This window comes from Treponema sp. UBA785, assembly GCF_002297065.1.
Taxonomy (GTDB): domain Bacteria; phylum Spirochaetota; class Spirochaetia; order Treponematales; family Treponemataceae; genus Treponema_D.
This window is the reverse complement of sequence record NZ_DBJD01000089.1, coordinates 1-21,716: the sequence shown is the minus strand read 5'-3', so window position 1 is coordinate 21,716 and position 21,716 is coordinate 1. Positions and strand designations below refer to the sequence as shown.

General features: G+C 38.8%; 20 protein-coding genes. 10 read left to right on the top strand and 10 right to left on the bottom strand.

The features are described 5' to 3' along the window. The first annotated feature begins 20 nt into the window (after positions 1 to 20). Positions 21 to 1,280: a tryptophan synthase subunit beta gene (trpB, locus tag B2X33_RS07805; RefSeq protein WP_296668831.1), complete on the top strand. Its 1,260-nt coding sequence runs from the start codon at positions 21 to 23 to the stop codon at positions 1,278 to 1,280. Positions 1,281 to 1,362: 82 nt separating this feature from the next. Then, complete coding sequence (trpA, locus tag B2X33_RS07800; protein WP_349675716.1) at positions 1,363 to 2,202, top strand: tryptophan synthase subunit alpha; 840 nt, start codon at positions 1,363 to 1,365, stop codon at positions 2,200 to 2,202. 85 nt (positions 2,203 to 2,287) lie between these two features. Here trpA and nrdG read toward each other — a convergent pair whose 3' ends face one another. Together nrdG and nrdD are read right to left on the bottom strand one after the other, a co-directional pair. Then, positions 2,288 to 2,800 (bottom strand): anaerobic ribonucleoside-triphosphate reductase activating protein, encoded by a 513-nt coding sequence (gene nrdG / locus B2X33_RS07795; RefSeq protein ID WP_296668827.1) that lies wholly within the window; start codon positions 2,798 to 2,800, stop codon positions 2,288 to 2,290. 3 nt (positions 2,801 to 2,803) lie between these two features. Next, positions 2,804 to 4,969, bottom strand: coding sequence for an anaerobic ribonucleoside-triphosphate reductase (gene nrdD, locus B2X33_RS07790; protein ID WP_296022936.1), 2,166 nt, complete (start codon positions 4,967 to 4,969; stop codon positions 2,804 to 2,806). Between the two features lie 408 nt (positions 4,970 to 5,377). Between nrdD and pth the strand changes: the two genes are divergently transcribed. The 5 genes from pth to B2X33_RS07765 all read left to right on the top strand — a co-directional run bounded on the left by pth (position 5,378) and on the right by B2X33_RS07765 (position 9,378). Beyond that, positions 5,378 to 6,034, top strand: coding sequence for an aminoacyl-tRNA hydrolase (gene pth, locus B2X33_RS07785; RefSeq protein WP_296022940.1), 657 nt, complete (start codon positions 5,378 to 5,380; stop codon positions 6,032 to 6,034). Positions 6,035 to 6,183: 149 nt separating this feature from the next. Beyond that, positions 6,184 to 6,783, top strand: coding sequence for an ATP-dependent Clp protease proteolytic subunit (locus B2X33_RS07780; protein WP_296022941.1), 600 nt, complete (start codon positions 6,184 to 6,186; stop codon positions 6,781 to 6,783). A 44-nt stretch (positions 6,784 to 6,827) separates the two neighbouring features. Further along, the gene (locus B2X33_RS07775; RefSeq protein WP_296668825.1) at positions 6,828 to 7,727 is read left to right on the top strand and encodes a GNAT family N-acetyltransferase; all 900 of its coding nucleotides are present in this window, start codon (positions 6,828 to 6,830) and stop codon (positions 7,725 to 7,727) included. A gap of 40 nt (positions 7,728 to 7,767) precedes the next feature. Beyond that, positions 7,768 to 8,592 carry a DbpA RNA binding domain-containing protein gene (locus B2X33_RS07770; protein ID WP_296022946.1) on the top strand — a complete coding sequence of 275 codons (825 nt, stop codon included), beginning with the start codon at positions 7,768 to 7,770 and terminating at the stop codon, positions 8,590 to 8,592. 90 nt (positions 8,593 to 8,682) lie between these two features. Next, positions 8,683 to 9,378, top strand: a complete 696-nt coding sequence (locus B2X33_RS07765) for an MBL fold metallo-hydrolase (protein WP_296668822.1) — start codon at positions 8,683 to 8,685, stop codon at positions 9,376 to 9,378. Between the two features lie 27 nt (positions 9,379 to 9,405). On the opposite strand, the gene B2X33_RS07760 is transcribed toward B2X33_RS07765, so the two are convergent. The 5 genes from B2X33_RS07760 to B2X33_RS07740 are packed head-to-tail and all read right to left on the bottom strand — an operon-like array spanning position 9,406 to position 13,224. Beyond that, positions 9,406 to 9,993 carry a metallophosphoesterase gene (locus B2X33_RS07760; protein WP_296668820.1) on the bottom strand — a complete coding sequence of 196 codons (588 nt, stop codon included), beginning with the start codon at positions 9,991 to 9,993 and terminating at the stop codon, positions 9,406 to 9,408. After that, positions 9,993 to 10,826 carry a hypothetical protein gene (locus B2X33_RS07755; protein ID WP_296022954.1) on the bottom strand — a complete coding sequence of 278 codons (834 nt, stop codon included), beginning with the start codon at positions 10,824 to 10,826 and terminating at the stop codon, positions 9,993 to 9,995. Before B2X33_RS07755 ends, B2X33_RS07760 begins: the two co-directional genes overlap by 1 nt. Next, a complete protein-coding gene (locus B2X33_RS07750) occupies positions 10,827 to 11,582 on the bottom strand; it encodes a FecR family protein (RefSeq protein ID WP_296668818.1) in 756 nt (251 codons plus the stop codon). A 17-nt stretch (positions 11,583 to 11,599) separates the two neighbouring features. Beyond that, positions 11,600 to 12,751: a hypothetical protein gene (locus B2X33_RS07745; protein WP_296668817.1), complete on the bottom strand. Its 1,152-nt coding sequence runs from the start codon at positions 12,749 to 12,751 to the stop codon at positions 11,600 to 11,602. A 35-nt stretch (positions 12,752 to 12,786) separates the two neighbouring features. Continuing rightward, a complete protein-coding gene (locus tag B2X33_RS07740) occupies positions 12,787 to 13,224 on the bottom strand; it encodes a hypothetical protein (protein WP_296668815.1) in 438 nt (145 codons plus the stop codon). A gap of 94 nt (positions 13,225 to 13,318) precedes the next feature. On the opposite strand from B2X33_RS07740, the gene B2X33_RS07735 reads away from it, so the two are divergent. Further along, positions 13,319 to 16,153 (top strand): CHASE2 domain-containing protein, encoded by a 2,835-nt coding sequence (locus B2X33_RS07735; RefSeq protein ID WP_296668814.1) that lies wholly within the window; start codon positions 13,319 to 13,321, stop codon positions 16,151 to 16,153. 169 nt (positions 16,154 to 16,322) lie between these two features. On the opposite strand, the gene ybaK is transcribed toward B2X33_RS07735, so the two are convergent. After that, on the bottom strand, positions 16,323 to 16,808 hold the full coding sequence (ybaK, locus tag B2X33_RS07730) for a Cys-tRNA(Pro) deacylase (RefSeq protein ID WP_296668811.1): 486 nt from the start codon (positions 16,806 to 16,808) through the stop codon (positions 16,323 to 16,325). 108 nt (positions 16,809 to 16,916) lie between these two features. On the opposite strand from ybaK, the gene B2X33_RS07725 reads away from it, so the two are divergent. After that, positions 16,917 to 18,122, top strand: a complete 1,206-nt coding sequence (locus B2X33_RS07725; RefSeq protein ID WP_296668810.1) for a CobW family GTP-binding protein — start codon at positions 16,917 to 16,919, stop codon at positions 18,120 to 18,122. Between the two features lie 288 nt (positions 18,123 to 18,410). Here B2X33_RS07725 and B2X33_RS07720 read toward each other — a convergent pair whose 3' ends face one another. Both B2X33_RS07720 and B2X33_RS07715 read right to left on the bottom strand, forming a co-directional pair. Continuing rightward, positions 18,411 to 19,202, bottom strand: a complete 792-nt coding sequence (locus B2X33_RS07720) for a PhzF family protein (RefSeq protein ID WP_296022977.1) — start codon at positions 19,200 to 19,202, stop codon at positions 18,411 to 18,413. A 75-nt stretch (positions 19,203 to 19,277) separates the two neighbouring features. Next, on the bottom strand, positions 19,278 to 20,372 hold the full coding sequence (locus tag B2X33_RS07715) for a pyridoxal phosphate-dependent aminotransferase (RefSeq protein WP_296668808.1): 1,095 nt from the start codon (positions 20,370 to 20,372) through the stop codon (positions 19,278 to 19,280). 149 nt (positions 20,373 to 20,521) lie between these two features. Between B2X33_RS07715 and B2X33_RS07710 the strand changes: the two genes are divergently transcribed. Then, complete coding sequence (locus B2X33_RS07710; protein ID WP_296022986.1) at positions 20,522 to 21,391, top strand: LysR substrate-binding domain-containing protein; 870 nt, start codon at positions 20,522 to 20,524, stop codon at positions 21,389 to 21,391. The last annotated feature ends 325 nt before the right edge of the window (positions 21,392 to 21,716 follow it).

Below are 21,716 nucleotides of genomic sequence, written 5' to 3'. Positions count from 1 at the left end.
AAATAACTGGAGAAATATACATGTACGAAGAATCTATTGACGGTTTTTTTGGTGATTACGGCGGGAAATATATTCCTGAAATTTTACATTCGGCGATTGACGAACTTGATTCGGCTTTTAATTTTTATATTCACGACAAGGATTTTTTAGAAGAACTGAACATTTTGCGTCGCGATTATATTGGCCGCGAAACTCCGCTTATGTTTGCTGAACGCGCTACTGAACTTTTGGGTGGCGGAAAAATTTTCATAAAACTCGAAGGCTTGGCAAATACTGGCGCTCACAAAATTAACAATGCTATTGGTCAGGTTTTGCTTGCAAAAAAAATGGGAAAAAAGCGGATTATTGCAGAAACAGGCGCAGGGCAGCATGGAGTCGCAACAGCCGCAGCCTGTGCAAAACTTGGAATGCAGTGCGTAATTTATCAGGGAGAAGTCGATGTTCGCCGTCAGCAGCCAAATGTGGCTTCAATGGAGCTTTACGGTGCGAAAGTTGTTGCCGTAAAAACAGGCTCTCGCACATTAAAGGACGCTGTAAATGAAGCTATGCGCGACTGGGCTACTAATTTTGAAACTACACATTACTGTCTTGGTTCTGCCTTGGGACCAGCTCCTTTCCCTGACATGGTTCGCACTTTTCAATCCATAATCGGCGAAGAAGTAAAAAAACAGTGTGCAGAGCGCAATATCCAGATTGATTCTCTTGTTGCCTGTGTCGGCGGCGGTTCTAATGCTTCTGGATTTTTTGCCCCATTCTTTAAGGACGAAAAAATCAAACTTTATGGTGCGGAAGGTGGTGGAAGTGGACCGGAAATTGGAAACAACGCAAGCCGCATGGTTGGAAATTCTGCGCGCGACGGAATTATGCAAGGTTTTAAAAGCCGTTTTTTGATAGATGCCGACGGCCAATCTCAAAAAACAAGTTCGATTTCTGCGGGACTTGACTACCTTGGAATCAGTCCTCAGCTTGCAATGCTTGGAAAAACCGGCCGAATCACTTTTGAAGCAATCCGCGACAATGAAGCTCTCGAAGCCGTTAATTTTTTTGCAAAAAACGAAGGAATCCTTATGGCTCTCGAAAGTTCACACGCGGCGGCTTATGCAATGAAACTTGCGCCTAAAGTTCCAAAAGACAAGGCGATTGTCATAAATATGTCAGGACGAGGCGACAAGGACGTTTTTATTACAAGCCCTGTTTTCCGTCCTGAAGAATGGAAAGAGTTTCTAAAAAGCGAATTAAAGCGTCTTGAAGAAAATAAAGATGTTCACGAAAAATATTAAAATTTGGGCGTTCTGACAGCCGCAAAAAGCGGCTGTCAGCCGGGCTTTTCGGGGTTCCGCGCCTAACCGCGCTTCATTCGCGTTGCGAACGGCTTCGCCGCCCCTACAATCCCTAACGCAGGTTTTGCAGATTCAATCACCAAAATTAAGGAAAAAAATTATGATAAAATTGATGTCGCACTTAGTTGCAAATTATCCAAATCCTGAAATTTCTTTTGCTGCCGCTGAAGCTCTCGTAAAAGGCGGAGCCGACTTTTTGGAAATTCAGCTGCCGTTTTCTGATCCAAGTGCAGACGGTCCTGTAATTCAAAACGCATGTTCAACTGTTCTTGCAAACGGAGCAACAACACAAAACGGCTTGGATTTTATCGCAAAATTGCATAAAAGCTTTCCAAATGTAAAAATTGCAATAATGTCTTATGCTTCCCTGATTTTTACTCCTGGTGTTGATAATTTTTGCCGGAGAGCAAGCGAGGTTGGCGTAAATGCAATGATTATTCCAGACTTGCCGTTTGACTGCGACGAAGGTCTTTCTGTTGCCTGCAAAAAATACGGAATGGAAAATATTCCTGTTGCGGCTCCAAGCATGACGGACGAACGCCTTCAAAAAATGCTGGACTTTGGTTTTAAGACGATTTATGCGGCTTTGCGTGCAGGAATTACTGGAATGGACACAAAAGTCGACTCTCATACAGTTGAATTCTTAAAAAAATTAAAACGTCAAAATAAAAGCGGTTTTGTTCCGGAAATTTACGGTGGATTTGGAATTCACGGAAAAGAGCAGGCACAGGCAATAGCGCCTTATGTCGAAGGAGTCGTAGCAGGCTCAGTTTTTGTCCGCCTTATAGATTCTGCAGCCGGCGACAAAAAAGTTCTGCAGGACACAATTTGCGCAAAAGCAAAGGAAATAAAAGGCCTTTAGTTTATATCAGACCAAGTAAGTAACAAAACTCTGTTCAGAACCTTGTTTTTTGGACAGAGTTTTTTTTATTTACAAATCGTTTTGATTAGTCGATTGAATTTACCGGTTTGTTTTCTTTTAGCCATAAAATGCGCTGGTTGCTGCTCCCGCGGTAATTTAAGGTTATGTCTTTTAATTCCTGTTTAAATGGTCCGTCCACGAGAACATCGATGCAGTCGAGCATGCGGTCTGTTACTTCGCAGTGCTTGCGTCCATCGGAAGGTTTTAAATCTATGTCGTAAATGTAGCCGCTATAGCACCAGATTGTTTTTTTTGGGAATATTGCACGGACTTTTTCCAAAAATGGCGCAAGGACGCGCTGATTTTCTTCTTCAAAAGGCTCACCGCCAAGAACGGTAAGCCCTTGAATATATTCTGGCTTTAGGGCTTCGAGAATTTCTTCTTCTGTTTTTTGAGTAAATTCCTGGCCGTAGTTAAAATTCCACGTCATCTGATTAAAGCAGCCTGGACATTTATTTCTGCAGCCGCTTACAAACAGGCTTACTCTAACTCCAAGCCCGTTTGCAATGTCGATTTTTTTTATTTCGCCGTAGTACATTTTTTACAGATGCAAAACGCGCTCTTTAATTTCTTGCGTGCGTCCCTGATTCCAGTATTGTGTTCCGATGTAGCCACAGGTTCGGCGGGCAACATTCATTTTTGTCTGATCTGTGTTTCCGCAGTTTGGACATTGCCAAACCAATTTTCCGTCAGCATCTGCGACAACCCGAATTTCGCCAGTGTAACCGCATTTTTGGCAGCAGTCGGATTTTGTGTTCAGTTCAGCATACATTATGTTTTCGTAAATATGCTTGAGCAGAGCGATTACAGCAGGAATATTGTTTTCCATATTTGGAACTTCGACATAACTTACAGCGCCGCCTGGAGAAAGCTCCTGGAACTGGCTTTCAAATGTGAGTTTTGCGAATGCATCAACCTGTTCAGTCACATGCACGTGATAAGAATTTGTAATGTAGTTTTTGTCTGTTACGCCTTCAATTTCGCCAAAACGACGTTTTAAGCATTTTGCAAATTTGTAAGTTGTTGACTCGAGAGGAGTCCCGTAGAGCGAGAATGCAATGTTTGTCTGGTCGCGCCATTCGGCACATTTTGTGTTCATGTAGCGCATTATTTTTAAGGCAAAAGGAGTTGCTTCTGGATCTGTATGAGGTTTTCCAGTCATGTATTTTGTACATTCGCAAAGTCCTGCGTATCCGAGAGAAATAGTTGAATATCCGCCGTACAAAAGCTTGTTTATTACTTCGCCTTTTTCAAGACGCGCAAGAGCGCCATTTTGCCACAAAATCGGGGCAACATCGCTCGGAGTATTCAACAGCCTGTTATGACGGGCCATAAGAGCTCTGAAGCACAACTGAAGGCGTTCGTCAAAAATCTTCCAGAAAGCGTCCATATTTCCGCCAGACGAGCATGCTACATCGACAAGGTTGATTGTTACAACGCCCTGATTAAAACGGCCGTAGAATTTTGGTCTGTTTGTTTGAGGATCGTGGTAAACAGTAAGGAACGAACGGCATCCCATGCAAGGATAACAGTTTCCGTCTTTGAGTTCCATCATCTTTTTTTCGGAAATATAATCTGGTACAAGGCGGCGCGCTGTACATTTTGCAGCCAGTTCTGTCAAATAAAAATATTTTCCGTCTTCAGAAATATTGTCAGATTCAAGAACATAAATCAGTTTAGGAAATGCTGGAGTAACCCAGAAACCTGCCTCGTTTTTAACGCCCTGAAAACGCTGCTTTAAAACTTCCTCAATAATGAGCGCAAGGTCGGACTTTGTCTGTTCGTCTTTAACTTCGTTCAAATACATAAAGACCGTAACAAAAGGGCTTTGGCCGTTTGTCGTCATCAGTGTTACAACCTGATACTGAATCATCTGAACACCACGGGTAATTTCGTCCTTAAGGCGCATTTCTACAATTTCCTTAAACTGTTCCGGGTTGTAGTGCAGACCTGTTTTTTCGGCAATTAAGTTCATTTCGCGGATAATCTTTTTGCGGCTTACATCAACAAAAGGAGCGAGATGTGCGAGCGAAATTGACTGGCCTCCGTATTGGCTCGAAGCAACCTGAGCAATAATCTGAGTTGCAATGTTGCAAGCTGTAGAAAAAGAATGAGGCTTGTCGATTCTTGTGCCGGAAATAACAGTTCCGTTTTGGAGCATGTCTTCCAGGTTTACAAGGTCGCAGTTATGCATGTGCTGGGCAAAATAGTCAGCATCGTGAAAGTGAATAATGCCTTCGTTGTGCGCCTGTACAATGTCTTCGTCGAGCAAAAATCGTTTTGTAATATCTTTAGAAACTTCTCCAGCCATGTAATCGCGCTGAACCGAAACAACAGTCGAGTTTTTATTTGAATTTTCCTGCTTAACTTCTTCGTTCTGGCATTCAAGCAGCGAAAGAATCTGCTTGTCGGTCGTGTTTGCCTTGCGCATAAGTTCGTGCTGGTAACGATAAGTAATATATTTTTTTGCAATATCAAAAGCGCCAGCCTTCATAATTTCTTTTTCGACCATGTCCTGAATAGCTTCGACGTTCATTTCGTGATTTTCAGAAGCGCAGGCATTTTCGATATTTTCTGCGATAGATTTAATTTGATTGTCAGAAAGCTGGTCGCTGAGCGGAACTTCGGCATTTGCCTTCGAAATTGCCGTTATGATTTTTTTTATGTCAAAAATAACTTCCACGCCATTTCTTTTGATAATCTTCATTTTATAGTTTTCCTCCGAAAAATATTTTAAGAATTTTTAGAAAATCACTTGACAAATTGAAAAATATGGTAGTGTCAAAAATGATAAAAAAGCCCCAAAAAACGCTATATTTAGTGTTTTTGGAGCGCTTAAATAATATATATCGGACATAAAAAAACTTCAATCGCAAACCGCTAAATTTGCATAAAAAAGTTTTTTAATCGGGCGGCTTTTTGCTGCGCAAAAAACGGGCTCTCCAGGGCTACGGCTTTTGCCTCCGGTATTTTTGCAGGCAAAAACACACGCTTCGCGTCCCTTCCGATCCCTGCCGCAAGCCCTGAATATATAAAAAAATCTGTCCTTTTACACAGTTTACGCGAATTGGTATAATTTATTTCTATAAATAAATACAAAAAACTGAGGCTTTTAATGATTAAACTTGTGGCTTTTTTAGGAAATTATGGCAGCGAGTACGAAAAAACTCGGCACAATGTTGCCTGGCAGTTTGCTGCGCAGCTTCCTTTTTACAACAGATTGAACTTTCAGAATAAATTTAAAGGCGACTATGCTGTTATAGAAACTTCTGTGCTCGCACATTGGTTTGCAGAAACAGGAATGTATTCTAAAAAAGACGGTTCTGACCCGATTGTGCCGGAAGGCTCTCCAGATAAAATCTACTTTTTAAAACCGCTTACTTATATGAATTTGAGCGGAGAAAGCGTTGGAGAACTTGCCCGGTTTTATAAAATTCTTCCGGAAGAAATTTTAGTTGTTCACGATGAGCTTGAGCTTCCTTTGGGAACTGTCAGCTTAAAATGGAGCGGCGGTCTTGGAGGGCACAACGGCCTTCGTTCAATGAAGTCTGCTTTTGGAACTGCCGATTTCTGGCGGCTGCGTTTTGGACTTACAAAACCTCAAAACCGCGACATTGCCGACTACGTGCTTTCTAATTTTACGGCAGACGAGCAGATAATTCTTGCTCAGGAATTTGCACAGACAAATGAAATGTTTGCAAAATTTTTGCTTTCCACGGACGAAAACCAGCAGCGTATTTTGCAGGGCTGGAGCAAACGAAAACTGATTTAAGGGGGCTTGGGGGAATTTTCCCCCAGGAGAAGGGGTAGCGGAAAACGCGGCAATTTTGCCGTGGTTGCAGCGCAGGGGAAGGCTTTCCCCTCCTGTCTTTTCTGATTTTTTCATTAGACAATAAGCGGGAATTTTTATATATTTTAAGTATGGCTAAATTTATTGATGAAGACGAAAAAAAAGAAAAAAAAGTTTCTGCAGACGCTTTTGCTGAGAAACTTTTAAAAACTCGCCAGATTGTTGTCAGCGGCGAAGTGAACGAAGAACTGGTTGAAAAAATTGTAAAGCAGCTTCTTGTTCTTGAAGCAGATTCTGATAAACCGATTTATCTTTACATTGATTCTCCAGGAGGCTCAATCGACGACGGTTTTGGACTTTACGATATGATTCGCTTTATAAATGCTCCTGTTTATACAATTGGAATGGGACTTATTGCGAGCATGGGTGTAACCTTGTTTTTGTCTGTTCCAAAAGAAAGACGCTTTAGTTTGCCGAACAGCCATTTTTTGATTCATCAGCCTTTGATGGGCGGAAGCCGCGGTGTTGCAACTGATATTGAGATTACTGCTCAGGAAATTTCAAAATCGCGCGAAACTCTTACAAAATTGATTGCAGAAGCGACTGGAAAAGATTTTGAAACTGTAAAAAAAGATACAGAACGAGATCATTGGCTTACTGCTCAGGAAGCGGCGGATTATGGCATTGTCGGAACTATTGTTTCGAGCCGCAAAGAGTTGCCCGAAGCATAAATTTTGTGTTATATTAGGGCAATCAACATAAAAAAGGGTAATCGATGTTTTTTGAATTAACTGATTCTTTGTGCACAGACATTTTGTTCGCCATGGAAAATCAGCAGCAAAATTTTGGTTTGGATGCGAAAAATTCCAGGATTGTTCAGTGTGAGCCAGAATCGGTTGATGAGGAAAATATTTATTCGCTGCCGTTGTGGACTAGTGCCGACGGCTACAGTTTGCTTGAAAATTTTATTGCAAAGTACAAAGGCATAAAGGCTTGCGGCGAACTTAAACAGATTTTACTTGAAGGACGGGGGGTTTTCAGAAATTTTAAAAATACATTAAAAAAGTATCCTGAAGCGGACAGAAGATTTCATTCTTTTAAGAACAAAGAAATGAAAAAAATGGTTTGCGAATGGTACAACGCACTGCGGGAGTCGTGGGGGCTGGAAACTTTAGAGCAAGACTTTTACGAATATGATGATCTGGTTCTTGAAGACTTTGCTTTCCGGACATTTTCTGCGGATATGGACAGCGGAAATGTTGCTTTTTTAGCAAGTGCTTTTTTTGAAGAATTAAAAATTCAATTTTCAGGTGAACTTGGTTCAGCTATTTCTTTACAACTAAAAGATCAGTTTGATTCAATCAACGCTCTGACTAAAAACTGTACTGGCGGTTTTGTTTGCCGTACTTTGTCGGACGAGTTTGCCGGTTGTGTTTTATATTCGGGTTTGTCCAGTAAAAAGGTTGCATTTTTAAACGCCCTTTTTGTAAATCAGAATTACCGTGGGCTTGGAATTGCCAGAGAGCTTTTATCAAGAAGCATTTCCACTTTAACCGAAGACGGAATTCAATTTTTTATAATTAACAATTCATTTGTGCCAAAAATGCTAAAATCAACATTGACCGATTTAGGTTTTGAAGAAAAAGATTTTGCTTTTGTGGCTGAATTGAACTAAAGCCTATTTAATTTAAGGCATTTTTTTTAGGAGTATCAAAATGGCTTTTAACAGACGTGAAACTGAACTTAACATGGATCAGGTAGCTGCTTTTTTGAAAAACGCAGTTTCTAAAGTAGAATCAAATCCGGAATATTACGAAGAACTTAAAAAAGTTTTTAAGAAAAATGTTCCTCTTACAAGACGCTCTTATGTTGCCGCTTTTCTTTTGCAGGCTTCAAAAGGCGCAATCTATCGCTTTAATCCGAACAGGACAGCACGCGAAAATTTCCGTGAACGCCGTGAGGAAAATCGTCGCAACCGCTACGAAGAAAGAAAAGAACGTCAGGAAAATTCTGAGAGCGAGCCAAAAGAACGCAGTCCTCGTGTAGAAATCGCACCAGAAAATGCTGCGACAGTTTTTGTAAGCATTGGACGCAACCGTCATGTATTTGCACGCGATCTTCTTGGTCTTTTTATCAACGAAGCTGGAATTGAACGCGAACGCATCGGAAATATCAAAGTTCTTGCAAATTATTCTTTTGTTGAGCTTTTCAAAGAAGATGCAGACAAGGCAATTTCTGCGCTCAACGATTTTGACTGGCGCGGCCGCAAACTTTCTGTTAGTTATTCTGAAAAGAAAGATGCCGCTGAGTTTTCTGAAAAAGAAAGCGAACCTGCAGAAGAATACATTAACAATGAAAGAGTTCCAAATGTAGAAAACAAGTCTGCGCCGATTGTTGACAGTTTTACCGCTTCAAATTCGGATACTGTTGCTCAGCAGGCTGCTTTTGCAAAAGAAATGGAAAAAGCGCCAATTGAAATGACAGACGAAGAAATCATGGCTCTCCGCAAGCCTCGCTCAAGTTCTTCTGCTGATCTGTAAAATTTAAATGGCATTGAGTTTTTGAAAATTTTGATTTTTAAGAGCTCAATGCTTTTTTTTGCGAATTTGTTTTTTTTGCAGAGGCTTTTTATGGTAAAAATTTTAAGAACGGGTCCGCTCGGTGTAAATTCCATGGTTGTAGATCTTTGTGAAAATAAGGTTTTTATCGTAGATCCCGCCAGCTGCGAATATTGCGGAGACAAAACCGTAATTTCTGATTATTTAAAAGAAAACAAAAAAGAGCCGGTCGCACTTGTTTTAACTCACGGTCATTTTGACCATGTTGCCGGGCTTCCTGTTTTGAAAGAATTTTATCCGAATATTCCTATTTTAATTCACAATGCTGATTCTCAAATGATTGGCAAGGACGCTTCTAAAATTCAAAAAGAAGAACTTGATGCAATCGGGTTTTCTGATTTTTTAAGCGCGGTAAAAAATCTTCCTTCTGCCGACTGTTTTTTGGAAGATAATAAAACACTTTTTGACTGTATGGAACATTTTTCCGGCGGACTTTCGAAAAAAGTAAAAGATTCTCTTAAAAACTGGAAAATTCTTCATACACCAGGACACACGATGGGAAGTGTCTGCCTTTACAACGAATCCGAAAAATTGCTTTTGAGTGGCGATACTGTTTTTTACGGAAGTTATGGACGGACAGACCTTGGCGGAAACGAAGTTTTGATGATGCAGAGCCTTAAAAAGTTAAAGCAGGACGTAGACGGAAAGACTTTGGTTTATCCTGGACACGATTATTGTGGCTTTAAAATGGATGATTTTTTCTTCTAAGTTTTGTTTTGCAGAAAAATTTCAAAATCAAAGCTCAAAAAATTCATATTTTATGTTTTCTTTTGTGACTGTCAAAACTGCGTAGCTTTTTTTTGAATTTTTTCTTGGTAATGAAATACTTCCGGGATTTAAAAGCAGAATATCTTTTGAAATTTTGGCAAATGGCACGTGTGTATGGCCGAAAAGTCCTGCGTCAAATTTGTTTTTTTCAAGATAATCGAGCAATTCCTGTGTTGAATAATAAACTCCAAAAAAATGTCCATGTGTTACAAAAAATTTTTTGTGTGCAACCGTAAAGCTGGCATCTTCTTGAATTTGTAAAATTTGCGGTTTATCTGTAAAAATTTTGTAATAAGGCGAATCTCCGTTTCCGCGGACAAAAATTACATTTTCTGGCAAAATTTTGTGTTCTGGAGGAGAGTTAAAGTCTTCTTCCATAATTGTTATTAAATCTAGCATTCCGTCGCCTGTAAAAACTAGGGCATCGCAGGTATTTTTTTGAGATTCCAGAACAGAGCGCAAATTTTTTGTTTGACCGTGGCTGTCCGAAATAACTAGAATTTTTGCAGTTTCTTTGTTTGCGAGATTTTTTGTTTTTTCTTGAATTAGGGGCATCAGTTAAAAATAAAATGATTTGCGGCTTTTAATCCGGATTCATAATCTGTGTAATTTGAAACCTGTTTTTGTTTCCCGACAATTTTTTGCACAACTTGAATTAAATTTTTATTGATTTCAAGCGGGGCGCGAAGTTTTAGCATTTCATCGATTGCATTTAAAAGCATTGAACTTGTGTCAAAATCTGGAATGTTTGCAGTTTGCTCCATTTCGAGAGAATTTTGCTTTGGAGTATAGTCGAGGACAAAATCTGCCGTCGATTCGGAACCGAGCGTGTCGTCTTGTTGAAAAAATGAAAAAACTGGATATGAACGTTTAAAAACTTTTTCGTTTTTGTTTTCTTCCTGCTGTTTTATAGAAAGGTCTTCGAGTCTTGCAAGTGCGTTGCAAAGTCCTTCTGGAGCGCCAAATGTTATTATTCCTGCAAGATTTTTGTCTTCAAGTTTTGAATAAATTGAACTGATTCTTGGTTTTCCTGCAACTAAAAAATCTTCCGGATAAACCAAAATTGTTATTAAAGCTTCCGTTTCGTCAGTTTTGACACCGTAATTTATGTTCAAAAGCTGTTTTATTTTTTCGACAGTTTGCAAATCGTTGTAGCTGTGTCCTAAAACTACGGCAATTGTTTTGCCGGAAAGATATTCTTTTGTCTGTTCGTCCAAACTGTTTATTTTGACGGCAGTTTTCTGTTCTTCGGTTTGAATTTCTTCTGTAGCCGCTGGCTGTGTTTTTTGTTCTTTTGTGCAACTTGTAAATCCTGCTGCACAAACAGCAAAGAACGCGCTTATAAAAACTACGTTCTTTGAGATTTTTTTAAATTTTATCTGATTCATTTATTCTTTTATCGTAATATTTATAAGGAGATTTGAGCGTTTTGATGAATTTTGATTGGTTGGATCATAACTTTCTAGTTTGCCGATGTTTTCCGACATTTTTTTCAAATTTTCTTTTGGTGAAGTAGAAGAATTTTCTGTATAAGAAGATTTAGTGTGTTTTCTTACGATAACTGCTCCTGATTGACCTCTAGAAATTGATTCAGAATTGTTTTCTTCAATTTCAATGTCATCATCTTCTGTAGCTGCAATTTCCGGTTGCTGTGGCTGAGAAGATTTCCAGGCTGTAGTTTCGCCTTCGTAACCGATAATTTCTGTTCCGCCGTAAATGTTTTTTACGCTGAATTCAGTTCCGCGGACAGAAGCGGTTGCAACTGGTGAGCGAACTGTAAAACCAATTCTGCGGTCTTCTGTTTTTTTTACGTTTGACCTTAGAGAACCTGTGTCTAAGAAAAGTTTTGTTTCGTCCTTGTCTTTTTTTTCGGCGAGTTGCTCAACTGTTATTCGGCTCATCGGCGAAACTGTTACTGTCGAATTTTTTATTTTAATAATAAGTTCCGACTTAAAACCTGTCTGAATAACATCGCCGCGGCTTACAGAATTTCCTGTTTTAAGCGCAGTCCATATTCCTGCGCGCTGAACTTCTGTTTTTCCTTTTGCAGAAACGACTGTTGCTTCAAATGGGGCAGAAAAAGCACAAACAGAACCAAAAAGTGTTAAACAAATAAATGCAAACGTTTTTACTGTTTTTTTCATTTTGTTTCCTCCATAATTTAGAATGTAAGAATTGCTTTCAACGAAATCGACGTTTTGTTGTTGTCAGAGCTGTCTTTGTCAAAGAATTGTGAAAGTTCTGCGCCTGCAAACAAATCGCTTAAAATCTGCCAGTTTGCAAGTGCTTTGTATTGAAAGCCAGAATATTTGTTTTTATTTTTGTTTGTGTTAAAAACCGCATCTGCATTTGCCGCAACAAGAAGATTTTTTACAGGCTTTATTGAAGCAGAAAGCCCGGCTTTAAGGATTCCGGAAAATTCTGGTTCTTCGAGCGAATTTACAGCAGTTGAACTTGTAATTGCAGAAAAAGCGTTTACCGAAGAATCTTTGTCTTTTTCTTCTCCTGTAGTGTATACAGCGTTGAAAGAAAATTGTGTATCTTTAAAGCCTGGATAAAAATAAATTCTTGCTTTTGAAAGGTTCGCAATTTTGAATTTTTGGTCGTCGTATTTAGAGAATTCGATAGCTGCCGTCAAATCGTAAAAAAGCCCGTTTAAAACAGAAACCGGACCTTCGAGTTTTCCTTCTGCAAAAAGCCTGTTGTAATTTTTCCCTTCAAGCCGGCATGCATTTAAAACTTCGGCAGAAAACGTCTGTTCACCAAAAAAAGACGGCAATTCAACTTTTAAACCTGCAATAAGATATTTAGCGCATAAATCGTAGATTTTGTCTTCGTCGGCGATATAGTCAAAGTCGTTTAGAGTGATAAACTGGGAATTTAAAAGACCTGTGTAAAAACCGTAGGCGCTGGCTTTTATTCCAGGAAGTTGAAATTGAACTTCCGCCCCATCTCCGCTCTGATTATATATAATGGAAGAAATGTCTGAATAATAAAAACGTCCAACGTTGAATATAAAATTTTGCTTATAAAAAACAAACTGCGCGTTGTCAAGATTTATTGCATTTGTTGAATCTTTTTTGTCGGCGTCATATTCGTGCTGAAAACGTCCCTGTACAAAAAAATAATTTTTTGTGTCTTGAAAAGGAACCTGTCCCCAAATCGAGGCATAGTTTTTTTGATTGAGTTTTAGGCCATCGTTAGAAAAAGTATCCTCAAATTTTGAATTATTTCCAAGGCTTCCGCCAAAATCGAATGCAGAAAGCGAAATTGCTGCAAAAAAAGCGGATACTGTAAGAATCGATTTTTTCATATTTACTCCCGATACAAAATGTCTTTTTGCAGTTTTTATTCTTGCGAAAGGCAGGCATTAAAAATTGCAATTACATCCCGGCCGTTTACTTTTTGCGATGGATCTGAGTTTTCTGGTAAAATTTCTTTTGCCTGAAGTTCTTTAAAGGCGTAATGCGGATTTGAAAAAAGCGTATAAAAAATTCCGCCTTTTAAATTTGCAAGTTTTGCAAAAATAAAGGAAAGTTCTGAGAGTGTAACAGGTGATGATGAAGAAATTTCTTTTTTTAATGGAAAATTTTCTTTTAGAACGTCGAGCGATTCTTCGTAAGACGCGTTTTCATCAATTTTTTCCGAATAAACTCCGTAAAGATACGCTACTTGACCGTAAGTTGCAGTTTTTGAGTTGATGAGTTCTGTTAATTTTTCGGAATTTTGAGCAGCTGCAGAAAAAGAAAGCAATGCAGCAATCAGCAGCAACAGACTTTTTTTCATATTTCCTCCGAGATTGAAACTATTTATATGATTTGAAAAGAGAATTGAAATTTAACTATATAAAATCATAACATGTGTTATACTTTTTGTCATAATGAGAGATAAACTTTCTAAAAATTTGTTAAAAAAGTCGATTGATAAAATTGCGGTTTTTCTCGTAATTTTACTTTGTGCTTGTGCTGGATTTTTTGGATTTTTTCAAAAATTTGATTACAGGCTTTACGATTTTATGCTTTCGCTTAGAAAAGAACCTAAAAGCCGGCAAGAAATTCTTTTTGTTGAAATTGACAATAAGTCGCTCGAAGATTTAGGGCCATGGCCGTGGAGCCGCGATATTTTTGCAAATTCTCTTTTAAGAATGAAGGAACTCGGCGCAAAAACAGCAGTTTTCGATATTGAATATCTTTCTCCTTCTCATCTTGGTGTAAATCCTCAAGCCTCTGTCGAAATTGGAAATGCCCTCGATTCTCAAAAAAAAGATGTTTCGGATTTTATAAGCCAGTTTGCTGATGCTGCCGTAAGCGGAATGTACGGAAAAAAGGACTTGATTCAACTTGCATCTGACGCGATTGAAGATTGGGTTAATCCGGAATTTGATTCTCTAAAAGAAAGCATCTTGAATTCGAGTTTTCAAGACAACGATGAGCTTTTTGCAAAGGCGATTCAATTTTTTGGAGATACTTGGCTTACGGTCAATATTTTGGATTTGGATATAAAATATTCTCCTGAATATCTGGAATATGTCCGAAAAAAATGCCTTTATTTTAATGTTCAGGACAAAAAACAACGGATTTTAAAAGGAAATCAGTATTATTTGATTGACCAGGGCGGAGACAACAGACTTGGATTTTGTCCAGCTCTTGAGCAGTTTATGAAAGGCGCAAAGGGCGCAGGTTTTACAAATGTTGTTTTGGACAGCGATGGAACGAGAAGACGCGTTGAGCTTTTGAGCCGTCAAAATGATGGGTATATCGGACAGTTGACTTTTGCTCCAATTCTAAAAAAACTTGAGCCGAAAGAACTTATAAGAATGCCGTTTTCTCTAAAATTGATAGATGCAAAGAATCCTGACAACGAAGCTGAGCGGATAAATATTACGATTCCTTTGGATGCTCATGGACGTATGCTGATAAACTGGCTCAACAAAGAATTTATCGATTCTTTCCGCCGGGAAAGCGTTGTAATGCTTTACCAGTTGGACGAAACTGAATCAAAAATAGTTTCGCTTTTGGAAACCTTGAATGGATTCAATTTATGGGACGCACAGGGAAAGCCGCTTTCCTACAAAGAAGAAGTTTCTGGACTTTTAAACGATTACAATTACATAAAGCAGTATAAAACTTTTCTTTTGCAAAAATGCCGCGGTTTTGCGGAAGACGGAAAGGCAATCGATGGCGGAATTTTGCCAGAAGAATACACTGATTATTTTGACGCGCGGCAAACTTTTTTTGAGCGTGTAAGAAATTTTATTGACGGTTTTTATTTTGAAGAGATAAATTCCCGTCTTGACGAAATGAAAAATGAACTTGATGAGCAGAATTATATAGACATAAAAGATGAAATTAAAATTCTTTACGAAAATCTGAAGAATGAAGACGAAATCTATCATGGAACTTTTAACGAAAAGAAAAAAGCCTATGACGGTTCATTTTGTATTGTCGGAAATACTGCAAGTTCTACGACAGATTTAGGAACAACGCCTTTTAACCGCGCTTATCCAAATGTTGGAACTCACGCAAATGTTTACAACACGATTATGAACCAGGATTTTGTCCGGGAAATTCACTGGCTCCTAGGTTTTGCCATAGCTTCTCTTCTTGCATTTTTGTCAGTTGTTTACACCGGCGGAAAAAAAGCCTGGATTCAGAATATGTTTGGAATTTTTACTGTAATAATTTCTATCGGCTTGCCGTTTGGATTGATGGGCTTTTGGGGACTTTATGTTCCTGTTGTTGCGCCTGTGGTTGTAACAAGTTTTTCTTATCTGCTTGTTGTTGTCCTGCGTTTTGTTACGGCAGAAAAAGACAAAGGCGTGCTCAGAAATGCTTTTTCGACTTACCTTGCCCCTGCTGTTGTTGAAGAAATTGTAAAAGATCCTTCAAAATTAAAACTCGGTGGCGACGAAAAGAGAATGACAGCGTTATTTTCTGACATAAAGTCTTTTTCGGCTTTTTCGGAACTTGTAACGCCTACAAAGCTTGTAAGCATTTTGAATGAATATCTTGGAAGCATGTCGGACAGAATTCTTGCAGAGCAGGGAACAATCGACAAATATATCGGCGATTCAATCGTAAGTTTTTTTGGCGCTCCGATTGATTTAAAGAATCCTGCATGGAATGCTTGTGTTTCTGCAATTAGAATGAAGCAGGAAGAAACTCTTTTTAACAGGCGTGCTTTGGCAGATGGAACAATTCCTAGGGCATTGGAAACAAGAATCGGTATAAACAGCGGAGAAATGGTTGTCGGCAATATGGGAACAAGCGCAAAAATGAATTATACGATTATGGGCGACGCTGTAAACCTTGCAAGCCGTCTTGAAGGCGTAAATAAAGTATATAAATCATGGATTTTGTGCAGCGATGCAACCTGGAAAGAAGCAAATTCCGGCGAAAATTTTGACAAAATCCTTGCAAGAAAACTCGACAGAGTACGCGTTGTCGGCAGGGCGGAGCCTGTTCAGCTTTGGAATATTTTGGGCTTAAAAGAAGAACTTCCTGAAAATGTTCTTGAAGCGGCAGAAATTTTTAAGAATGCAATGGAGCTCTATCTTAAAAGAGACTTTATAAAAGCAGGAAAACTTTTTATAAAGGCAAATAAATTTGTTCCAGAAGATGAAACTCCTTTGGTTTACGCTCAGCGCTGTAAAGAATATCTTGAAAACGGGTTGAGCGTAAACTGGGACGGAATTGTTAATATGACTTCAAAATAGCAGCTTACGCCGGATGCGGAGGGCTTTTGTTGCTGGACAGGCTGGGCTTTTGCGCAGCCCGTCCGGCAATGGAGCGAAGGCGGAACCCGGAGCAGCCGGTTTTTGAGGACATAAGCATTTTTGTGCAAAATTTGCTGCTAAAATGCGGCCTGCCGTCCAAATTTTAAAATTATTCGAGAACTAAATCTACGGTCTGGGCGTCTGTGGCTTTTACTAAATCGGCTGGCGAAATTACAATTTGCTGTCCGCGGACTCCGGCGCTTATGTAGATTTTTTCAAAATTAAGGGCAGTCTGATCGATAAATGTCGGAAACTTTTTTTTCATGCCAAGAGGTGAACAGCCTCCGCGAATGTAGCCTGTTAAAGCGAGAAGCTCGTCGGGTTTGACAGTGGTGATTTCTTTTGAGGCGGATGCGTTGCGGGCTTTTTTCAGGTTGATTTCGTGAAGCGCGCTTTGGCAAAAAACGAAAATTTGCTTGGATTCGTTTCGCATTACGATTGTCTTAAAACAGGCGGCTGGATTTATTCCGAGTTTTGCCGCGATATTTTCGGTGGCTCCTCGGCTGAGCTCGTGTTCGCCGTCGTCTTCGTAGCTTAAGGTTTCGTATTTGATTTTGAGACCGTCAAGGATTCTCATTGCGTTTGTTTTTTTCATGATTTTTTATATTATCTACAATTTTTTTAAATTTATAGTCTTTTTGCGAAAAATTTATTATCTTTAATAGGAAGATTTTTTAATAAGAAGTTTTTTTTGGAGGATATTATGGCTAAGGCAAAAACACCAATCACGCTGCTTTGCGGTTATCTTGGTGCTGGAAAAACGACTCTTTTAAATCAGGTTCTTTCTAATCAGAAAGGTTATAAGGTTGCTGTTATTGTAAACGATATTGGCGAAGTGAATGTTGATGCAAAATTGATTGCCGATGGAGCAAAAATCACCGACACTTCGGACATTGTTCCTCTTACGAACGGCTGTATCTGCTGTACTTTAAAATCTCAGCTTTCGCAGAATATTGAGAATCTCATAAAATCTGGAAAATACGATTATGTTATGATCGAGGCTTCTGGCGTTTGTGAGCCAATGCCGATTGCTCAGGAACTCGAAACTATAAAAAACGGCGTTTTGGACAATGTTGTCGGAGTTGTTGATGCTGCCCGTCTGGTTGATGAATTTGCCGGCGGAAACAAACTTCTCGACAAAAAAGACATGGGCGAAGAAGACATTGAATCGCTTTTGGTTCAGCAGATTGAATTCTGTTCAACTCTCGTAATCAACAAAAAAGACCTTGTTACTGAAGACGAATTTAAAAAAGTCCGCAAGGTTATTGAAACTCTGCATCCTGGCGTAAAAATTATCGAAACTGACCATGGCAAGGTTGATGTTGCAGAAATTCTTTCGACACATTCATTCGACTTTGAAACAGTTTATGCCGCTGCCGGCTGGTGCAAACATCTGGAAGAAGATGAAGTTGAAGAAGACGAGCATGAGCACGAAGAGCATGAACATGAACACGAAGAAGACCATGATCACGAGCATGAACATGGCCATGAGCATCATCACCACGAGCACAAGCACGATGGAGATTCCGGGGCAGACGAAGACGAATACGGAATCGGAACATTCATTTACTTCCGCCGTAAGCCGTTTGACCGCCAGAAACTTGATGAGTTTGCGGCAAAATGGCCAAGAAATATTATCCGCTGCAAAGGTTTGATGTGGTTTGCAGACGAACCGGAAATGGCCTGGGTTTTTGAAACAAGCGGAAGACAGATTCAGGCAGGCTATTCTGGACAGTGGATTGCCGCTGCTCCTGCAAAAGAACAGAAAAAAATCCTTGCACAGAACCCGGAAATTCAAAAAGAATGGGACGAAACTGTCGGCGACAGAATGATAAAGCTCTGTATTATCGGACAAAAACTTGACAAAAAGGCAATTTCTGCCGAGTTGGACAAGTGCCTTGCCGAATAGCAAATTTTTCTAAAAAACAGCAAAAAAAAATGAATGCCGTCTGAATTTTTTTTGAATTTTGGACGGCATTTTTTTGTTTAAAATCAAATTTTGCACAAAATAAAACTTAACTTAACAACCGGCTGCTTCGGGTTTCGCTTTCGCTGCATTGTTGAAACGGTTGTGCAAAAGCACAACTGTTTCAACAACTAAAGCCCTCCGCATCCGGCGTAAGATTTTGTAAGTTTGTTCTGAATTATCCAAATATTTTTCCAGCTAAAAAATCATAAAAGTTGTTTACAAGAAAAATCAGGAATCTTGCGTCACAAATATCTCAGCTATGGAAAAAAGGACTGCTTTTCCGCTGATAATCGTCCGGTCTTTTTCTGTTCGGCAGTAGAGAATTCCGCCTCGGCTTGAAGCTTGGTATGCTGTAAGATTTATTTTTTTTAATTTTTCTGTCCAAAGTGGAATAATATGGCAGTGTGCCCTTCCGCAAACAGGGTCTTCTGCAACGTTGCATTTGGGAGCGAACGACCTTGTTATGCAGTCGAATTCTTTTCCTCGTGCAGTTACATGGAAGCAAACGCCTTCAAGTTCCTGAATTATTTTAAAATTTGGTTTTATGTTTCGGACTTCTTCTTCGTTTTTTAGCACGCATACAATATCCGCTCCAATATATGCTTCTTGCGGCTTTGTTCCGATTGCGTTTATTATTTTTTGTGTTATAGGAATCGGCTTCAGCTTAAATGATGGAAAATTTAACGTAAGAAATTCACTGTTTTTTGTTACAGAAAGAAGACCGCTTAAAGTGTCAAATATTATTTCTGTTGTTTCCGGTTCAAAAAATCTTGTAATTATAAATGCTGTTGCAAGAGTTGCATGGCCACAAAGCTCAACTTCTCCTCCAGGGGTGAACCACCGCAACTTATAAAGTCCCTTTTTTTTGTCTTTTACGGCAAATGCAGTTTCTGAAAGATTGTTTTCAACTGCGATTTTTTGCATAAGTTTTTCGTCAATCCAGTTTTCCATTATGCAGACTGCCGCAGGATTCCCTTTAAAAATTTCGTCCGTAAATGCGTCAACGACATATTGTTTCATTTTGTTCCTCCAATAATAAGAAAGTTTGCAACGCAAACTTTTAAAGATAAAAACAGACGCCATTTTCGGCTGTTTTTATCTTGCCTCTAAAAATTTTTCTACACGGGTCAAGGCTTCTGCAAAATTTTTTCGTCCAAGTCCGATTCTTAAAAAATTATCTTTTTTTTCAAGAACTACAGACGGAACAATCAGGACACCTGTTTCTTTTAACAGTTCCATGCAAAAATCCATAGAGTTTCTTTGGTCAGAAAGTTTTACGTAGGCCGTAGTTGCTCCTTTCGGAGGAACATATTCAAACAGGTTTTTATGTCTTTTTATAAATTCGTCTAAAAGTATGGCATTTTGTTTTGCAATCGAATTGTTCCGTTGAATTATTTTTTCTGCATTGTCTAAAATTTCGCTGCCTGCAATTTGGCTCAAAATGTTTATGCAAGTGCTTGTAAAATGTCTGTAGGCAAGTATTTTTTTCATAAGTTTAGTGTTTTTTGTTGCAATCCAGCCAAGGCGCAGCGCTGGAGAAGCGAATGTTTTTGAAAAACTTCCCAATGCAATTGCGTTTTCGTATAAGTCTGCAAAAGACTTAGTTGAATATCCGTCTTTAATGCTTAAAAAACGGTAAACTTCGTCTGAAATAAGAATTATATTTTTTGAGCGGCAAAGATGCACAATTTCTTTCATTTCAGAATCAGTAAGGCAGGCTCCGGTCGGATTGTGCGGATAATTTAGTATTATGGCTTTTGTGTTTTCCGTTACTTTTGATTCAAATAAATTTATGTCAAATTTCCATTTGTCTTCAAAAGTCGGTGAAAATTCAACGATTTTACAGCCAATTTCTCTTGCAATTACAGAAAGTGACTGAAACGAAGGCTGATGAACAACGATTTCATCATCAGAGTCAAGAAGTGCTCGCATTGTTGTGTATATTGTTTCTTCGCCGCCGTTCATTGTCGCAATATTTTTTTCATTTAAAGAAGTGTAAAGTAACGAAATTTTTTTTAGCAATGGAAAATATCCGTTTTCAAGTGAGTATCCCAGTTGAATGTCTTTGTATTTTGAAAAATCGAAGACTGCTTCCTTCAGAAAAAGAGATTCCGGATCGGAGCTTCCCATCATAAATTTTGCCTGTTTTTCATAGCGTTCAAAATATTCATCGACCAAAAATTTGCTCATATCCATATTTATGCCTCGTTTTTTTATTGAGTTGAAAATAAAAGTTTTCTTTTGCCGGCGTTCAGAAAACTTTTGACTTATTATAAAATAAAGTATATGAATAAGGGAAATTGATTTTTATTATTCTAATATGCAAAAAGGTTATTTGAATGTATAAGTATATTGCGTTTCTAAAAGTAGTTGAGACTGGCAGTTTTACAAAGGCTGCTGATATTGTAGGTTGTACGCAGCCAGCGTTAAGCCAGATGATTTCTTCTTTAGAAAATGAACTTTCTGTTCAGCTTTTGCACCGTTCTCGATATGGAATAAAACTTACTTTGGACGGTGAAAAACTCTTTCCTTTTATAAAAGATTGCGTTGAACATTACAAATTGATGCGCCGGACTTGCGACGAAATTTGCGGACTTGAAACTGGTCTTGTTCGTATTGGAACAGTTTCGAGCGTTTCGTGCCATTGGCTTCCAGAAATAATAAAACTTTTTTGGGAAAAATATCCGAAAGTTCAACTGGTTCTTCATCAGGGCGACTATTCAAGCATTGCTGAATGGGTAAAGAACGGCTCTGTGGATTTTGGTTTTGTTAATCCAGCGGCGGTAAGCGGAATGGAGTCAAAGATTGTAAAAACAGGCGAATTTTGCGCAGTTGTTCCAAAAAATCATCCGCTTTCTAAAAAGAAATCTGTAACTCTTAAGGACCTAAAAAACGAGCCTTTTCTACTATTAGAAGAAGGGGCTTACAGCGAGATTTTAGAAGCATTCCGTTTTGAGGGAATTTCTCCAGACATAAAACTTCGTGTTCATGATGATTATTCGATTCTTTCTATGGTTGAAAAAGAATTGGGCATTTCTATCCTTACAAAACTTGTTTTGAACAAAACTTGCTATGATGTTGTTTCTGTACCGATAGAGCCGCCTGTAAGGAGAACGCTTGCTGTTGTGTTTAAGAATTACAATTTGCTTCCGATTGCGGCAAAAACCTTTATAGATTTTATAATGGAAAGAAAATCTGAGCTTCTTTAACTTTTAATGCAGCCCGGATCGTAACGGCGCGAATGCGTCCGCCTTGGCGGATGGAGCGAAAGCGGAACCGTGGAGAGCCGGTTTGTGATTGCGGTGTGCTCCTGATTTTTTTTCTAGGTTAAATTTGATGAATTTTGAGGCTGTTTATTGACTATTTTGCACAAAAAATTTATGTTTATTTCATACGGCAAAGACGCTGTAAATAAAACGCTATCATTGTCTTTAAATGCAGTGTGTGGAGTTTTGTTTATGGCGTCTTATTTTTTTTGCCCGCTTTTAAATGCTAATCAAAAAGGAGATAAAAAATGGCACTTAAAGAATTTAA

Excerpts from the sequence above, each read along its gene's own strand:
- trpB (WP_296668831.1), top strand. The coding sequence starts at position 21 with ATGTACGAAGAATCTATTGACGGTTTTTTTGGTGATTACGGCGGGAAA.
- nrdG (WP_296668827.1), bottom strand. The coding sequence starts at position 2,800 with ATGTACTACGGCGAAATAAAAAAAATCGACATTGCAAACGGGCTTGGA.
- nrdD (WP_296022936.1), bottom strand. The coding sequence starts at position 4,969 with ATGAAGATTATCAAAAGAAATGGCGTGGAAGTTATTTTTGACATAAAA.
- pth (WP_296022940.1), top strand. The coding sequence starts at position 5,378 with ATGATTAAACTTGTGGCTTTTTTAGGAAATTATGGCAGCGAGTACGAA.
- B2X33_RS07780 (WP_296022941.1), top strand. The coding sequence starts at position 6,184 with ATGGCTAAATTTATTGATGAAGACGAAAAAAAAGAAAAAAAAGTTTCT.
- B2X33_RS07775 (WP_296668825.1), top strand. The coding sequence starts at position 6,828 with ATGTTTTTTGAATTAACTGATTCTTTGTGCACAGACATTTTGTTCGCC.
- B2X33_RS07770 (WP_296022946.1), top strand. The coding sequence starts at position 7,768 with ATGGCTTTTAACAGACGTGAAACTGAACTTAACATGGATCAGGTAGCT.
- B2X33_RS07765 (WP_296668822.1), top strand. The coding sequence starts at position 8,683 with ATGGTAAAAATTTTAAGAACGGGTCCGCTCGGTGTAAATTCCATGGTT.
- B2X33_RS07760 (WP_296668820.1), bottom strand. The coding sequence starts at position 9,993 with ATGCCCCTAATTCAAGAAAAAACAAAAAATCTCGCAAACAAAGAAACT.
- B2X33_RS07755 (WP_296022954.1), bottom strand. The coding sequence starts at position 10,826 with ATGAATCAGATAAAATTTAAAAAAATCTCAAAGAACGTAGTTTTTATA.
- B2X33_RS07750 (WP_296668818.1), bottom strand. The coding sequence starts at position 11,582 with ATGAAAAAAACAGTAAAAACGTTTGCATTTATTTGTTTAACACTTTTT.
- B2X33_RS07745 (WP_296668817.1), bottom strand. The coding sequence starts at position 12,751 with ATGAAAAAATCGATTCTTACAGTATCCGCTTTTTTTGCAGCAATTTCG.
- B2X33_RS07740 (WP_296668815.1), bottom strand. The coding sequence starts at position 13,224 with ATGAAAAAAAGTCTGTTGCTGCTGATTGCTGCATTGCTTTCTTTTTCT.
- B2X33_RS07735 (WP_296668814.1), top strand. The coding sequence starts at position 13,319 with ATGAGAGATAAACTTTCTAAAAATTTGTTAAAAAAGTCGATTGATAAA.
- ybaK (WP_296668811.1), bottom strand. The coding sequence starts at position 16,808 with ATGAAAAAAACAAACGCAATGAGAATCCTTGACGGTCTCAAAATCAAA.
- B2X33_RS07725 (WP_296668810.1), top strand. The coding sequence starts at position 16,917 with ATGGCTAAGGCAAAAACACCAATCACGCTGCTTTGCGGTTATCTTGGT.
- B2X33_RS07720 (WP_296022977.1), bottom strand. The coding sequence starts at position 19,202 with ATGAAACAATATGTCGTTGACGCATTTACGGACGAAATTTTTAAAGGG.
- B2X33_RS07715 (WP_296668808.1), bottom strand. The coding sequence starts at position 20,372 with ATGAGCAAATTTTTGGTCGATGAATATTTTGAACGCTATGAAAAACAG.
- B2X33_RS07710 (WP_296022986.1), top strand. The coding sequence starts at position 20,522 with ATGTATAAGTATATTGCGTTTCTAAAAGTAGTTGAGACTGGCAGTTTT.